Source organism: Prevotella sp. AM42-24 (assembly GCF_003461825.1).
Lineage (GTDB): Bacteria > Bacteroidota > Bacteroidia > Bacteroidales > Bacteroidaceae > Prevotella > Prevotella hominis.
Window position 1 is genome coordinate 20,248 of the sequence record NZ_QTXV01000009.1, and the last position, 15,903, is coordinate 36,150.

At 47.4% G+C, this 15,903-nt stretch carries 14 protein-coding genes; 6 read left to right on the forward strand and 8 right to left on the reverse strand.

Features of this window, described 5'->3' with window-relative positions:
* Positions 1-50: 50 nt before the first annotated feature.
* From DW917_RS04895 to DW917_RS04905, 3 genes are all read right to left on the reverse strand, one after another.
* Positions 51-914 (reverse strand): RNA polymerase sigma factor RpoD/SigA, encoded by an 864-nt coding sequence (locus DW917_RS04895; RefSeq protein ID WP_118116939.1) that lies wholly within the window; start codon positions 912-914, stop codon positions 51-53.
* A 215-nt stretch (positions 915-1,129) separates the two neighbouring features.
* Positions 1,130-2,593: a trypsin-like peptidase domain-containing protein gene (locus tag DW917_RS04900; RefSeq protein ID WP_118116940.1), complete on the reverse strand. Its 1,464-nt coding sequence runs from the start codon at positions 2,591-2,593 to the stop codon at positions 1,130-1,132.
* Between the two features lie 490 nt (positions 2,594-3,083).
* Entirely contained in the window at positions 3,084-3,518 is a 435-nt protein-coding gene (locus DW917_RS04905) for a Fur family transcriptional regulator (RefSeq protein ID WP_118116941.1), read from the reverse strand.
* Between the two features lie 892 nt (positions 3,519-4,410).
* On the opposite strand from DW917_RS04905, the gene DW917_RS17055 reads away from it, so the two are divergent.
* The gene (locus DW917_RS17055) at positions 4,411-4,617 is read left to right on the forward strand and encodes a hypothetical protein (RefSeq protein ID WP_147344117.1); all 207 of its coding nucleotides are present in this window, start codon (positions 4,411-4,413) and stop codon (positions 4,615-4,617) included.
* 632 nt (positions 4,618-5,249) lie between these two features.
* Here DW917_RS17055 and DW917_RS04915 read toward each other — a convergent pair.
* A complete protein-coding gene (locus tag DW917_RS04915) occupies positions 5,250-5,732 on the reverse strand; it encodes a low molecular weight protein-tyrosine-phosphatase (protein ID WP_118116943.1) in 483 nt (160 codons plus the stop codon).
* A gap of 164 nt (positions 5,733-5,896) precedes the next feature.
* On the opposite strand from DW917_RS04915, the gene DW917_RS04920 reads away from it, so the two are divergent.
* Together DW917_RS04920 and DW917_RS04925 are read left to right on the forward strand one after the other, a co-directional pair.
* Entirely contained in the window at positions 5,897-7,756 is a 1,860-nt protein-coding gene (locus tag DW917_RS04920) for an SLC13 family permease (RefSeq protein WP_118116944.1), read from the forward strand.
* Between the two features lie 29 nt (positions 7,757-7,785).
* A complete protein-coding gene (locus DW917_RS04925; RefSeq protein ID WP_118116945.1) occupies positions 7,786-8,622 on the forward strand; it encodes an MBL fold metallo-hydrolase in 837 nt (278 codons plus the stop codon).
* Between the two features lie 296 nt (positions 8,623-8,918).
* Here the strand turns inward: DW917_RS04925 and cydB are convergent, their stop codons facing one another.
* The 3 genes from cydB to DW917_RS04945 all read right to left on the reverse strand — a co-directional run bounded on the left by cydB (position 8,919) and on the right by DW917_RS04945 (position 12,015).
* The gene (gene cydB, locus DW917_RS04935; protein ID WP_118116946.1) at positions 8,919-10,055 is read right to left on the reverse strand and encodes a cytochrome d ubiquinol oxidase subunit II; all 1,137 of its coding nucleotides are present in this window, start codon (positions 10,053-10,055) and stop codon (positions 8,919-8,921) included.
* Positions 10,056-10,141: 86 nt separating this feature from the next.
* Complete coding sequence (locus DW917_RS04940) at positions 10,142-11,677, reverse strand: cytochrome ubiquinol oxidase subunit I (RefSeq protein ID WP_118116987.1); 1,536 nt, start codon at positions 11,675-11,677, stop codon at positions 10,142-10,144.
* An 80-nt stretch (positions 11,678-11,757) separates the two neighbouring features.
* Positions 11,758-12,015 carry a DUF4492 domain-containing protein gene (locus DW917_RS04945; protein WP_118116947.1) on the reverse strand — a complete coding sequence of 86 codons (258 nt, stop codon included), beginning with the start codon at positions 12,013-12,015 and terminating at the stop codon, positions 11,758-11,760.
* Between the two features lie 277 nt (positions 12,016-12,292).
* On the opposite strand from DW917_RS04945, the gene DW917_RS04950 reads away from it, so the two are divergent.
* The gene (locus DW917_RS04950; protein ID WP_118116948.1) at positions 12,293-12,661 is read left to right on the forward strand and encodes an MmcQ/YjbR family DNA-binding protein; all 369 of its coding nucleotides are present in this window, start codon (positions 12,293-12,295) and stop codon (positions 12,659-12,661) included.
* A 3-nt stretch (positions 12,662-12,664) separates the two neighbouring features.
* Here DW917_RS04950 and DW917_RS04955 read toward each other — a convergent pair whose 3' ends face one another.
* A complete protein-coding gene (locus DW917_RS04955; protein WP_118116949.1) occupies positions 12,665-13,114 on the reverse strand; it encodes a cupin domain-containing protein in 450 nt (149 codons plus the stop codon).
* A 431-nt stretch (positions 13,115-13,545) separates the two neighbouring features.
* Between DW917_RS04955 and DW917_RS04960 the strand changes: the two genes are divergently transcribed.
* Entirely contained in the window at positions 13,546-13,914 is a 369-nt protein-coding gene (locus DW917_RS04960; RefSeq protein WP_118116950.1) for a helix-turn-helix domain-containing protein, read from the forward strand.
* Between the two features lie 183 nt (positions 13,915-14,097).
* Positions 14,098-15,888: a 1-deoxy-D-xylulose-5-phosphate synthase gene (locus tag DW917_RS04965; RefSeq protein WP_118116951.1), complete on the forward strand. Its 1,791-nt coding sequence runs from the start codon at positions 14,098-14,100 to the stop codon at positions 15,886-15,888.
* The last annotated feature ends 15 nt before the right edge of the window (positions 15,889-15,903 follow it).

Below are 15,903 nucleotides of genomic sequence, written 5' to 3' on the forward strand. Positions count from 1 at the left end.
AGCCTACTGACCTTCTTTCTGGATAGCCTACAGACTATCTTTCTGATAGCCTACTGCCCCAGATAGGTCTTCAGCAGTTTATTCTTCGTGTTGTGTCGGAGTCTGCGTATGGCTTTCTCCTTGATCTGGCGCACTCTCTCACGGGTGAGATTGTATTTTTCGCCTATTTCCTCGAGCGTCATTTCAGGTGACCCGATGCCGAAGAAGGCCCTTACCACCTTTTGCTCTCTATCGTTGAGCAGTTCGATAGCTCTGTCGATTTCTTTGCGTAGCGATTCCTGTACGAGTGCCTTGTCAGCCATCGGCATATCGTTGTCGGCAAGTACGTCCAGCAGACTGTTGTCCTCTCCATCCACGAAAGGAGCATCCATGCTCACGTGTCGGTTGTTGGCCTTCATGGCTTCCTCGATTTTGTCTTCAGGTAAGTCTATGCGGTCGGCAATCTCATTTACGCTTGGACGGCGCTCGTGTTCCTGCTCAAACTTGTTGAACTCACGGTTTATCTTGTTGACGCTTCCCACCTGATTGAGTGGCAGGCGCACGATTCTACTCTGCTCAGCGATGGCTTGCAGAATGCTCTGGCGAATCCACCAAACAGCGTATGAGATGAATTTGAATCCACGTGTTTCATCGAATTTCTCTGCTGCTTTGATGAGTCCAACATTTCCCTCATTAATGAGGTCGGGGAGGCTGAGTCCCTGATTCTGATATTGCTTTGCCACGGAGACAACGAAGCGTAAGTTTGCTCTTGTTAATCTCTCTAAGGCTCGGCGATCACCTTTCTTGATTTTCTGTGCCAATTCCACTTCTTCATCTACCGAGAGTAGTTCTTCATGTCCTATCTCCTGCAGATATTTGTCGAGTGACGCACTTTCACGATTAGTGATTGATTTTGAAATTTTTAGTTGTCTCATGGTAGCCTTATTTTTTAAAGTTCTGCAAAAATACACTTTTTGTTCGAATTGACAAAAAAAATAGCAAAAAAAATAGCAGATATTTAAAAAAATACCTGCTATTTTGTCGTTTTTTATATTTTCAAAACCTTATTCTGACGCCTAATTGGAGAATTTTTCTGACTAAATGCTTGTTGGAGCTTAAGTTAACTAATTCTCCTTTCGGGGCGACTGGTTTAGTCTTTCTGCAGAGGAACTGCGAAGTAAGCCTTCTTGCCTGTAGGCCACATACCCTGGATGTAGAGCACAGGGTCCTTGCTGGTAGAAGCGCTCTTGACGGCTTTCTGCAGGTCGTCGAGAGAAGTGATATTGCTGTCGTTGATCTTCTGGATGATGAATCCGCGAGAGATTCCGGCTTCCTTCAAGGCTCCGCTGTTCACCTTCATCACCTCTACACCATACTTGATGTTGAGCTGCTCCTTCTGTGAAGTGGTAATCTGGCGGAAGTTGCCACCCAGCACATCGAGGTCGGCTGACTTGATGACAGAGGTTGTGCCCTGAGCATTCTTCAGCGTGATGGTCTTGGTGATAGCCTTCTTGTTGCGCAGATAGGTGATGGTCATCTTGTCGCCAGGGCGCTTGCCGTTGAGCAATTCCTGGAGTTCAGCCATCTTGGTCACCTTCTTGCCGTCCACCTTGGTGATTACGTCACCTTCCTTCAGGTCGGCAGCAGCACCATTTCCGTCTTCATCCACCTTGGCGATGTAAACACCCTCGTTGGTTCCGAGGTTCACTTCCTTGCCGTTCTCCTTCTGGTTGTTGATATAGTTGAGCACGTCAGAACCCTGTATGCTGAGCATTACGCGCTGTACGCTTCCATATTTCTTGATGTCATCTACCACCTTGTTCATGATGGATGTAGGGATGGCGAAACCATATCCTGCGTAAGAACCGGTCTGTGAGTAGAGCATGGCGTTGATACCTACGAGTTCGCCCTGGGTGTTGACGAGTGCGCCACCAGAGTTGCCTGCGTTGATGGCAGCATCAGTCTGGATGAAGCTCTCTACGCCGTTGGCTCCGAGTGTACGTGCCTTGGCAGAGATGATACCGGCAGTCACGGTATTGTTGAGACCGAATGGGTTGCCTACTGCGATGACCCATTCTCCGACTCTTACCTTGTCGCTATCTGCGATAGGGAGGGTAGGCAGGTTCTTGCCGTCCACCTTGATGAGTGCGAGGTCGGTAGTCTTGTCGGTACCGATGATGCGGGCTGAGTATTCGCGGTTGTCGTTGAGTGTGACGGTCAGTTCGTCAGCACCTTCCACCACGTGGTTGTTGGTCACGATATATCCGTCGCTACTGATGATGACTCCCGAACCTGTAGCTTCTTTCTTAGGGGTCTGCACTCTCTGCTTGCGTGTGCCGCCGTTGCCAGGGTTTCCGAAGAAGCCGAATGGGTCGAAGAATCCTCCGAATGGATCGTCCTGCACGTCAACCGTTGTCGTCTTGGAGTTCTGTACGTATTTGATGTGAACTACAGCTGGCAGAGCTTTTTCTGCTGCATAAGTGAGATCTACTGGTTGTCCAGCTGGAGCTGAAGTTGTAGCTGGAGCTGCGTTTACTTTCATGAATGCACCGGCTGAGAATGCGAGTGAACCTACGCACAACAGAGCCATCACGTAATTTGTTACCTTTTTCATGTCTATTGCTTTTAATTATTACTTTTCTTTTTTATTACTCTAATTGGTTTGCGGCAGCCTCGTTTTTTTTCAGAAGTCCTTGCGAGGGGATTCTTGATTTCAGAACCTCTGCTTTGGTTTTCTTGTTCCCGGAACTCCTTGTGAGGGGATTCTTGATTTCAGGCAGATTTGACTGTCTTGGAAAAACGGTTGCTTCGTCTAACCGGTTGCAAATATAGGAGCAAAAAATGAGAAAGCAATCATTCCGTCTTGTTTTTTATCCCGTTTTAACATTTGAATTTAACACTTTAACGGCTCTTAAATTTGAAAAGCCCTAAATTTACAAATCTTATATACTTTGTAAGAAAAAGTTAGTTGTAAATATGCAACTAAAAAAGATAAATAGTTAAATGTATGTTAAGCTAAGGATGCTTCTTTTGTTGATTTTAAGGCAATTTTTTGCTGATTATATGGCACATTTGTGCCGTTGTCAGGCAGGTTAATGCCGTTATTATGGCAAGTACTTGTGCTTTTTTCTACATTCCGGGCATTCTCCCTTGATGACAAAGGAAACGGAGTGGGGATAGAATCCTGCTGGTAATTCGAAGCTTGGGATGTGGATGTCTTCCATGCAGAAGGAGCGTTGGCAAGCCTCGCAGTAGAAGTGGATATGACCGTCATGATGGTCGCATTTTCCTTCTTCCTCGCAGAGTTCGTAGTTGAGAATACCTCGTCCGTCTTCGAAGGCGTGCACCACGTCGTGTTCGAGGAAGAGGGTGAGCACTCTGAAGATGCTGGATTTGTCCATGGTCAGCATCTTGTGTTCCAGACTGCTGAGGCTCTGGGGGTGTTGCTCGCTCGCTAAAGTCTTGAGAACGAGGATGCGGTTGGCTGTAGGTTTGATTCCCTTAGCTTCTAACTTGCTGATAATATCTTGCTGCTCCATTTTCTTTTATATTCTAATTTAAAAGTGTACCACTTTAAAGTTGCTTGCAAAGGTATGATTAAATAATGAAATGACCAAATAAAAAGTATAAAATCGGGGAGAATCATCTGTGTAGATCTGTTTTTTTAGTCACGCAGATTTCGCAGATGCGACCTGTCCGGTCGTTGCAGATACCCCCTGAGACTGGAAAAAGTCCCACAGATTTCACAGATTTACACAGATTTTTTCATCGGAGTTTTTTGTCCCACAGATTTCACAGATATACACAGATATTTATTGGGACGTTTTTTAAGTCACGCAGATTTCGCAGATGACGCAGATTTTTTCTCATGGGATTTTTTTATTCATCGGACGACACGGAATTTATTCGGAGGTTTCTTGCTGCGGCGATTACTCACGGATTTTCGCAGATGCGACCTGTCCGGTCGTTGCAGATACCCCCTGAGGTTGGAAAAAGTCCCACAGATTTCACAGATATACACAGATATTTATTGGGACGTTTTTTAAGTCACGCAGATTTCGCAGATGACGCAGATTTTTTCTCATGGGATTTTTTTATTCATCGGACGACACGGAATTTATTCGGAGGTTTCTTGCTGCGGCGATTACTCACGGATTTTCGCAGAGGCGACCTGTCTGGTCGTTGCAGATACCCCCTGAGGTTGGACAAAGCGATTCACCAGAGATTCCATAGAAAATCTGTGTATATCTGTGAAATCTGTGGGCCAAAACCCTCCCACGAAGAAAAATCTGCGTCATCAGCGAAATCTGCGTGACCAAAACAACAGGAGCATATATCGGGCGCGAGCCATTGGCCAGCGGCCAAAGTTCTGCGAAAATCCGTGAGTAATCCGGCAAGCAAGAATGCCTTCCGATTCATCCGTGAAATCCGATGAAGAAAAATCATGATGAAGAAAATCTGTGTATATCTGTGAAATCTGTGGGACAAAATCCTCCCACGAAGAAAAATCTGCGAGAAGAAAAACTCAGCGGAGAAAAAATAAAAAAGCGTACAAGCTTTAAAGACTTGCACGCTTCTTCCATATATTACAAACGTAATTACTTTCTTTATCAAATGAATGCCCGCTTGAAGAAGTAACTTCATTTCTGAAGTTAGCTTATAGAAGCAGCATTCTTTTCATTCAGGACGCTTGCTTAAAGAAGCATCCTTTCCGTAGGTTCTGATGCACCAGAGGTACCCCCCCTTAAGCGCAAGAGCAACCACGACCTTTACTCAATGCCTCGCCATACATTTCCATGGCGTTCATGTAGTTCTCAAGGAAAGCTTTGAAAGCCTTCTTGATGTTTTCGAAAATTGTCTTCATACTTGTTATCCTTTAATTAATTAATACTGCAGGCTTCTTTCAGCCTGAATCTTTTTACCACTCATGGAACAGGTAATTACTTACCCATTTCCATTTTGTCGTTTACATTTACAGCTTTAGCAATCATGACTGCTACTACTGCGAGAATCATTACTGTTGTCATCATAATCATTTTCATTTTGCGGAGTCTCCATTTGAGGCTCCAGTTTAACATTATCCTTTTATAATCTCACCTTTTTCGAGTGCAAAGGTAATGCCTATTTTTTGAAAATCTGTCACAATGGCATGACAAAATGATGATACGAGGACTTTTTTTGACTCATGTCAACCAAATCATTTTTCGGCTTGATGTAGGTCAACAGAAAATGAGAAATGAGAAATTAGAAATCCTATAACTCTTTAGCACCTATTCCATGAGAGACTGCAGCAATCCCTGACAGGCATCCTCCAGGAGAGTGATGACCAGTTCAAAGTCGCTATAGTCGCCATAGTATGGATCGGGAACGGTCGTATATTGGCGATGATGGGTCAGAAAATCAGCCATGCAAACCACCTTGTCCTTATCCGCCTGACAGGAAGCCATGGACGTGATGGCACGGTAATTGTCGTTGTCCATCACCACGATGGTGTCGAAGCGGTCGAAGTCTGATTTCTTAAACTGGCGGGCGTGACTGTTGAAATCATAACCGTGCTCCGCGCCACATTTTCTCATACGGCTGTCGGGCAATTGTCCTACGTGCCAGTTGCCGATACCGGCAGAATCGATTTCAAACTCGTCGCTCAGTCCCGCTTTCTCTACGAGACTCTTCATGATGCCTTCACCCGCAGGGGAGCGGCAGATATTGCCGAGGCAAATAAATAATACTGTATGTTTACCTTTCTTTATCATTTTGGAGTTTTAATGTTTCTTTTCCGTCTGCAAAGTTAGTATAATACTTTGATATGAGCAAAGTTTTTTTACCAATTTCTTTGTTTTTTCTGAAAAAGTGCTTATCTTTGCAATTGAAACATGATTTTGTTTCGAAAACATGATTTTAATTCAAATTTTATAGCATGACAATAACGCTTAGCATTTTAATCATTACGGTTGCCATGTTTATTTGGGGCAGAGTGAGGGCCGACATCGTAGCTCTTACCGCTCTGGCAGCACTACTCGTATTTGGAATTCTTACTCCTTCAGAAGCCCTGGCAGGTTTCTCGTCGCCCATCGTCGTCATGATGATAGGTCTTTTCGTGGTGGGTGGAGCCATCATGCAGACGGGACTTGCCAAGCTCACGGGCAATAAGCTCATGGCCCTTTCGCGCGGCAACGAAACCATTACCTTCCTGCTCGTGATGCTCGTCACCTCCTTCATCGGAGCCTTCGTGAGCAATACCGGAACCGTGGCGCTCATGATGCCTATCATCGTGAGCTTAGCGGCAGCATCGGGCATGCAGTCGAGCCGTTTCCTCATGCCCCTTGCCTTTGCGGGCAGTCTCGGAGGAATGCTCACCCTCATCGGAACGCCGCCCAACCTGGTCATCGACGAGGTGCTCACGGAAGCCGGTTATCAGCCGCTCGCTTTCTTCTCCTTCTTCCCCGTGGGTCTCATCGTCATCGCCATCGGCATCATCGTGCTCATGCCCCTCAGCAAGATTTTCCTCAGCAAGAAGCAGAACGGAAAGAAGAAGGACAAGGCGAAATCGCTCGACGACCTGGTGGACGAATACCAGCTGCTCGACAATCTGCATCGCTACATCGTGCCCAGCAAGCGCTATGGGGCGGCAGATGAAAATGGCGGGGTGATGGACATCGTGGGCAAGACGCTCAAGGACCTCAGCATACAGAAGAAATACGGGGTGAGCATCATCGAAATCAGAAACGAGAAGAAGTCGAAACTCGGACTCGTGAAGGATGTCAACCAGAACATGGCGAAGAGCAGCAGCACGATTTCCGTACACGATATCCTCTATATTCTGGGCGATGAGGAGAAGATAGAAAAGTTTGCCTACGACTATGGATTGAGAAAGATGAAGGACGTGAAAATCGACTTCTATGACCTCGGACTCACGGAGATAGTCGTGATGCCTACCTCCAATTTTGCAGGCCTGCGCATCGGAGAAGCCAATCTGCGTAAGCGCTTCGGTATCAACGTGTTGGGTGTGAAGCGGGGAGAGGAATATATCACGGATAATCTGATAGCTGCCAAACTGCATGTGGGCGATATGCTCCTGGTGCAGGGCGAGTGGACCAATCTGGCTCATCTCACTTCGGATACTTCCAACTGGGTGGTGCTCGACCAGCCTGAGAAGACTGCCGACAAGGTGCTGCTCGACTATAAGGCTCCTGTGGCTGCAGCCATCATGCTGCTCATGGTGGCGATGATGGTGTTTGATTTCATCCCTGTGGCTCCGGTTACGGCGGTCATCATAGCCGGTCTGCTCACGGTCTTTGCAGGCTGTTTCCGTAATGTGGAGGCGGCTTACAAAACCATCAACTGGGAGAGTATCGTGCTGATAGCGGCGATGATGCCGATGTCCACGGCGCTGGAGAAGACGGGAGCCTCGGCGCTGGTTTCGCAGACATTAGTGGCCAGTTTAGGGGCGCTGGGACCTACGGCTCTCTTGGCAGGCATCTATTTCACCACCTCTCTGATGACGATGTTTATCAGCAATACCGCCACGGCCGTGCTGATGGCTCCTATCGCCTTAGTGGCAGCCCAGCAGGTGGGTGTGAGTCCTTATTCCTTCCTCTTTGCGGTCACCTTGGGAGCCAGCATGTGCTTCGCCTCTCCATTCTCCACGCCGCCTAATGCGCTGGTGATGAAGGCGGGTGGCTACTCGTTTATGGACTATGTGAAGGTGGGTCTGCCTCTGCAGATTATCATCGGCTTGGTGATGACTTTCGTCCTGCCGCTGCTGTTTCCTTATTAACTGGATATACTTTGAAATAGAACTGGAATATGAATAAGATTACGATGTTGGGAACGGGCAACGCTACGGTTACCCAGATTTATAATACCTGTTTTGTGCTGGCTACTGATACCACCCGTCTGCTGGTGGATGCGGGTGGTGGAAATGGCATTCTCTCGCAACTGAAGAAGGTGGATTTCCCGATTTCCGAGGTGCATCATCTCTTCGTCACTCATGCCCATACCGACCATGTGTTAGGTGTCATCTGGGTGATTCGCATGGTGGCCCAATGCAAGGGATATGAGGGACAGTTGCACGTCTATGGTCATGACAAGGTGATGAGGGTGATACGCACGATCATCGACATGATATTGGCTAAGAAGCAGTTGCAGAAGGTGGAGGAACGTGTGGTGTTTCATCTGCTTGAGGATGGCGATGCGTTCGAAGTGGGGGATATGAAGTTGACCTGCTTTGACATTCATTCTACCAAGGAAAAGCAGTTTGGTTTCCGGGCGGAATTGCCGGTGGAAGGTGTGGGTTCTGATGGCTCTCGGGAGGTGGAAAGCAAACCTATGGTATTGGCTTGTCTGGGTGATGAGCCTTACAATCCGCTCAACCGCAGTTATATCGAGGGGGTAGACTGGATGATGTGTGAGGCTTTCTGTCTGTATGCCGACCGGGATACGTTCAAGCCTTACGAAAAGTGTCATAGTACGGCGCTGGATGCGGGCAAGTTGGCGGCTGAGTTGGGCGTGAAGAATCTCATTCTTTATCATACGGAGGAGAAGACGCTTGCCTCTCGCAAGGAGAAATATTCCCTGGAGGCTGCTGAGTTTTTCAAGGGCAGGATTGTGGTGCCTGATGACTTGGAGGTAATCGAGTTATAGATTTTTCTTTGTGTGAGGGTTTTGTCCCACAGATTTCACAGATTTACACAGATTCTGGACTTGTTCGGCCTTTGGAAAAAAGCACGCGATTTCGCAGATGACGCAGTTTTTTTGTTTGGATATTTGGGGAATTTTCCTTTCGATTATGGCAAGAATGAATCTGTGTAAATCTGTGGAATCTGTGGGACTTTTGAATTAATGGGGTTATTCAACAGAATCCGGTAGGAAAATCTCGGTTACTTCCCACTCTCCGAAATCTATCATGGCGTTGAAGAGACTCACTTTTTCTGCCTTTTTTAATACGCTTCTCCCTGCTCTATTTCTTCCTGCGTAATGCGCTTGCGGTCGATGGTGCGCCAGGCAAAGACGATGTAGGCGAGCACGAACGGGATGAGGAGGGAAACTATCGCCATGGTGCGGAGCGTGAACTCGCTGCTGCAGCTGTTGGCGAGGGTGAGCGAACTCTGAAGGTCGATGTTGGATGGATAGTAGGCGGTATTGTTCCAGCCGGCTATCAGCAGCAGAACCAGCACGGTGAGCACGGTTCCGATGCCCGTAAACCAGATTCCCTTTCTATACTGCACGCTCCTCGATGACTTGAAAATGCCGAAAAGAACGAGTACTACACCTATTAATAATATTACAAGCAAGATTGGCATCTCCAGAAGATTGTGAAGATACTTCATGCTCTCAATCGTAATGCCGGAAGAAGAAGTGCTGAATCCGTCCTTTACCAGCAATCTGATGAGGAATGGCAGGAAGAACAATAGGAAGAGCAGGGCATTCCATGGCAACTGGCGGGTGCAGCGCTCCTGAATCTGCTGGTGCTCGATGTTGTTCTTGATGTAGAGTATGCCCAGGATGCGGGCTAATATCAGTACGGCAAGTCCCAGCACCACATTCCATGGGTCGAGCAGGGCATCAAGACCATGACTGGCGTTTGCCCAACGGCTGATAACGGGTTGCAGACTGTTGGTAATATTACCCTTATCTATCAGAAAATTGCTGCCGTTGAAGAAGGTGGCTACGGCTCCGCCAAGAAGCAGAGGCCCCACGATGCCGTTGATGATGAGGCAGATTTGAAAGGTCTTTGGTCCAAGAAAATTACCTATCTTGTTCTGGAATTCATAGCTCACGGCTTGAATCACAAACGAGAACAGGATGATCATCCACAGCCAGTAGGCTCCGCCGAAACTGGTGCTGTAGAACAATGGGAACGAGGCAAAGAAGGCTCCGCCGAAGGTGACGAGCGTGGTGAAGGTGAACTCCCACTTTCGCCCCGTAGAGTTGATGATGAGGCGACGCTCTTCTTCTGTTTTTCCTAAACAGAAAATCAAGGTGTTGGCTCCCTGTACAAACATGAGAAACACCAGCAGGGCTCCTAATAATGATACGAGGAACCACCAGTATGATTGCAAAAATTCGTATGTCATAATACTTTCGGGTTTTGTTGTTTACTGAAAAACTATCCTATGATTCTTTTCGAAATCTTTCTGAAAAACATTGATTATCAGAGAGATTATTCATATTCCGGTCCTTTCTTGATCTGCTTCACCAGGATGCTGATTTCTACGGCGAGCATGGTGGTGAAGAGTGCCAGGAAGATGAAGAAAGTAGTGACCACGCTGCCTGCCTCGATGTCGGAGATGGCGGCGCTTACTGGCAGCAGGTCTTGGATGGTCCAAGGCTGGCGACCGATTTCTGCTACTATCCAGCCCGATTCTGAGGCGATGTAAGCCAGTGGAATCATGATGATGGCGGAAATGAGGAACCATCGGTATTGGGCGATTTCCTTCTTATAGACCAAGAATAGGCTGAGGGCGAAGAAGAGGATGAGCAGGCAGCCTACTCCCACCATCAGGCGGAAGGCGTAGAAGCAGATTGGGATGCTCGGCACCAGTTCCTTGGCATCCTTGATGTAACCATATCCGAAGTATTTCATATTTTCCTTTAAGATAGGAAGCTGGTCTTGCGCCTTGGTTTCGCGATAGGTTTTCAGGGCAACAATCGCCTTCTTGCCCCGGGCTATCTTTTCCTGCACGGATGGTTCCCGGGTACCATCCTCGTGGGTGTAACCCTTGAGAATATCGTTTACGCCTGGCACGTAGCCATCGGCTGTGCGGGTGGCTAAGAACGAGAGCATGTTGGGGATGGCGATGCGCATGGCTGGCTCCTGCTCGTTTTCGTAATCGGGCTGCTGGAATGGGTGAACGGCTGCTATCGCCGTAAGGCTCTCGCCCTTGCCACCATTATATAATGCTTCCATCGCAGCCAGTTTCATTGGCTGCACCTGTGCCACCCGATAGGCGGAATTGTCGCCGGTCATCGCAGCCAGCAGGGTGGCGATGAGTCCTACTCCGGCACCCATCTTGATGCTCGCCTTGGCAAGTTGGGTTTCTCTCTTTTTCAGGAGATACCAGCAGCTTACGGCTACCACGAAGGTGGCTCCGATGATCCAGGATGAGGTGACGGTATGGGTGAACTTGTTGATGGCGAATGGCGAGAGTGCCACATCCAGGAACGAGGTCATCTCGAAGCGCATGGTGTCGGGATTGAATTCCTGTCCCACCGGATATTGCATCCAGGCGTTGGCTACGAGAATCCACCAGGCAGAAATGGTGGCTCCAAGTCCCGTGAGCCAGGTGGAGGCAAGGTGGAAGCCCCGGCTCACCTTATCCCAGCCGAAGAACATTACGGCTACGAAGGTGCTCTCCATGAAGAATGCCAGGATGCCTTCGATGGCAAGGGGAGCGCCGAACACGTCGCCCACGAACCAGGAGTAGTTGCTCCAGTTGGTGCCGAATTCAAATTCCAGGATGATGCCTGTGGCAACACCCATGGCGAAGTTCACGCCAAAGAGTTTTTGCCAGAAACGGGTTACGTGCTTCCAGAATGGCTTGTTGGTGCGGTAGTAACATGTTTCGGCAATGCCCATGATTACTGCCAGTCCCAGGGTGAGCGGCACGAACAGCCAATGGTAGATGGCTGTGAGTGCGAATTGCGCCCTCGACCAGTCGATGGTGGCTGATGTAATGTCTAATAATAGATTTGTCATCATAGTTGAACGGTTTTAAAATTGTTATTATATCATGTTTTTGTATTTCTTCTGATAATATAGGATTGAAATTCAGAGTCTTATCTGTTCAGAATTTCCTTGGATACGAAGCCAGCCTTGTCTCCGTTTTTTGCATTACTGTTAATATAATTCGGAAAGAAGAGCTTGAGCACCAGGAAGATGATGGCAAGCTTGATGAGGATGATGGTCCAGAGCGTCTTGCCCAGGGTCATCGTCCTGAAGCCATCATAATAGAGATGGAATATTTGGGATAGAAGTCCTTGCTTCATCGGCTTTACATCTGTTGTCATCAGATTTTCATTCTTTTCCTTCTTCATACTTACTCCTTCTTTTAAAAATCTGCAGTAAATCTACAATAAAATGATGTAACTACCAAATATTTTCTTGAAAAAGTTACAAAAAGGTTATTTTTTGGTGTCTCATAAAGGGGTGTTTTAAAGAGAAAACTGTATCTTTGCATCAGAATTTATTATCTTTGCATTATCTAAGCATAAGAAAAGCATGATCTAAGCATAAGAAATTGCAGAAAATGATGCTTTAGAAAATGCATCTGAAAAATAGAATCATCTTAATCTGAATGAATCAGAAGATATTATGAACATAGAATCAATTAGAGAGTATTGCCTCTCGCTTCCCCTCGTAACCGAGGCTTTTCCTTTTGATGAGCGGACCTTGGTGTTTCGCATTTTGGGCAAGATCTTTGCTTGTGTAGATTTGGAGCGCCCGGAATGGGTTACGATGAAATGTAATGCCGATTATGCCCTCGAACTCCGGGAAGAGCATCCCGAAATAGAAGGCGCATGGCATTGGAACAAGAAGTACTGGAACCAGGTGAATCTCTACGGTGGGCTGGAAGATGATTTCATCCTGTCCCTGCTTCGCCACAGCTATTCCGAAGTGGTGAAGAAGCTCAAGAAACAGGTGCGGATGGAGCATCCGGAAATCATGGAAGTGGTGGAGTAGTTTCTACCACTCCACCTTATCATTCAGAATCACGCCGTCGGTTGCATCTTCGGCAGTAAAGGTTGCGCCCTTATACTGCACGCAGAGCATCACGAGTGGTTCTGTACCATTGTTGCGAACAGAGCGCTTGCCGGCTGGTGCTACTCTTACCGCGCTTCCCTCCTGAACAGGGAATACCTTGCCATCCACCTGGAACTCGCCCTTGCCGCTGAGGAAGAAATACAATTCCTCGTGGTTCTTGTGAGTATGGAGGAAGCCTGTCTCTGTGCCAGGAGCAAAGCTCTGGAATGAAAACTCGCCACCAGTAGCGTTCACGCTCTGACCTCCAAATACCTTTCCGGGAATCTTAATCTCAGGACCCAGCTCTAAGGTGTAATCCTTGATTTCACTCATCTTACCAAAATCTGTGGCTGTAAAGTTAGCAGCCTTTGCAATAGTCTTTGTTTCTTTCATCTTGTCTGTTATTTTTAATGTTTATATTTCTCTTTTTCTTTCTTTATTTCTCTTTTTTCTTTCACTTTATGTTATTTCCTGAACTTTCGCAAGTTTCGCCCCACACGCCCGAAAAGGGCAGAAGCCCGTACTTGAACCACATGCAAAAGTTCAGTTATTTCTTTTTGTGAATACTTCTGCTTTCAGCTTTCATTTCTGAATTGCGCTGCAAAGATACTGCGAAAAACTGGTTCCTGCAAGAGGGCACTTGGGGGTAAGATGGTTACCGGGAGGTAACTATTGCGTGGGAATGGGAGAAAGAAAAATGAAGCGTTAACTTAGATTAACTTGGTATGTTTGGTGTCTTTCCGGATATTAGTTACTTTTGTAGCCTATTGCAGATTATTATAGATTATTGCAGAATATTATAGTAGAATATAAGGAGATTGATTATGGCAAGAATGATAAAAGAAATGGTAGTGCAGGACTGTCCCATCCGTAACGTTCTGGCGCGCGTTTGCGACAAGTGGTCGCTACTGGTAATCTACACCCTGAAAAATCATCAGGATGGTCCCCTCCGGTTTAATGCCCTGCGTAAGCTGATTCCGGATATTTCGCAGAAAATGCTTACCAGCACGTTAAAATCGTTGGAGGCTGATGGCTACGTTACCCGCAAGGCTTATGCCGAAGTGCCGCCAAGAGTGGAGTATTCTCTCACACCCCGTGCTGTAACCCTTATTCCTATTATGGATCATCTGATAGAATGGGCGCTGGATAATATGGCTGTGATTCTGAAGGATAGGGATAAGGCAGCAGGCTGATTTCCAAGATGAGTTTTCCTGAAGAATATTCCAAGATGAGATTTCCGGAAAATCATTCATTTTTTCTGTAGTTGGGGTAATGCGTGTTTGTGGGAATCTTCGTATCTTTGCACCCGGAAATCATGATCATCATATAATCATGATTATAATCATCATATAATCATAACTATAAGTATAAAAAATATGTATATTGAGAAAATAAAGTCGCCAGCTGACTTGAAGAAGCTGGATTTGAAGGAGCTGCAGGTGGTGGCTGATGAAACCAGACAGGCTGTGCTGAACCGTGTAAGCAAGCATGGCGGTCATGTGGGGCCGAACCTGGGATTCGTGGAGGCTACCGTGGCGCTTCACTACGTTTTTAATGCGCCAAAGGATAAGCTCGTGTTTGACGTAAGCCACCAATGTTATCCGCATAAGGTGCTCACCGGACGAGCTGCGGGATTCCTCGGCGATGTGGATGACATGAATGCCATTTCGGGTTATTCTTCTCCTGCCGAATGTCCGGAGTATGATAACTTTGAGGTGGGGCATACTTCTACTTCCGTGAGTCTTGCCACCGGTTTGCAGAAGGCGCGCGACATCAAGGGTACCGATGAGAACATCATCGCCATTATTGGCGACGGCTCCCTTTCTGGCGGCGAGGCTTTCGAGGGACTGGATGAGGCTTCGGAACTCGGTACGGGCATTATCATCGTGGTGAACGACAACGAAATGTCTATCGCCGAAAATCATGGCGGAATCTATAAGAATCTGCGTGCCTTGCGCCAGAGCAACGGTACCTGCGAGCACAACTGGTTCAAGGCATGGGGCTTTGAATACAAGTACCTGGAAGAGGGTAACGACATCGAAAAACTCATCCAGGTTTTCGAGAGCGTGAAGGATACGGATAAGCCTACCGTGGTTCACATTCACACAGAAAAAGGGCATGGATTTGCGCCAGCCGTAGCCAATAAGGAGGCTTGGCATTGGGGATTGCCTTTCAACCTGGAAGACGGTTCGCGACCAAGAAGGAATGCCGATGGAACCCTTCCGGAGGTTGCTCCAACAGAGGATTACGGTACATTATTCTCTGACTGGATGCTCAGCGAGATGAAGCAGGATAAGACCCTCATCGCCGTAACCGCCGGTACTCCTACCGCAGGCGGCTTTACTGCCGATAAGCGCCAACTGGCTGGCAAGCTGCACATCGATATGGGAATCGCCGAAGAGCAGGCAGTAGCCATGATTTCGGGAATGGCGAAGGGTGGACTGCATCCGGTATGGACCGTTTACAGCACCTTTATCCAGCGTACCTACGACCAGATAGCGCAAGACCTCTGCATCAATTCCAACCCAGCCGTAATCAACGTGGTAGGAGGCGGAGTGAACTCGATGAACGACATCACCCACATCTGCCTTTTCGATATTCCGATGCTCAGCAGCATTCCGGGGCTCATCTATCTGGCTCCAACCACCTGCGAGGAGTATTTCGCCATGCTCCGCTGGAGCATTCTGCAGGATAAGAAACCTATTGCCATCCGCGTGCCAAGCAATGGTGTGGTTCATACTTCTGAAACCGTTGATGCTGAGTATGGTTATGAGGCAAAGTACAAGGTGATGCACCAGGGCGAGAAGGTGGCAGTCATCGCCGCCGGTTCGTTCTATCAGAAGGGCGAGAATGTAGTCCGCCTGTTGGCTGATAAGGGTATCGATGCTACGCTCATCAATCCCCGTTATCTGAATGAGGTGGATGCCGAGACGCTGGATAGCCTGAAGGCAAACCATCAGTTGGTGGTAACCTTAGAGGATGGCTCGAAGGATGGCGGATTCGGAGAGCGCATCGCCTCTTACTATGGCACTTCAGAAATGAAGGTGATGGTGGGCGGCATCAGGAAGGGACTCTATGACAGATACGATGTGAAGAAGTTGCTTTCGGATAATCGCCTGCTCGATGAGCAGATTGTGGAAGACGTTTTGTCAGTAATTAATGTTTAGTAATTAATGATTGGT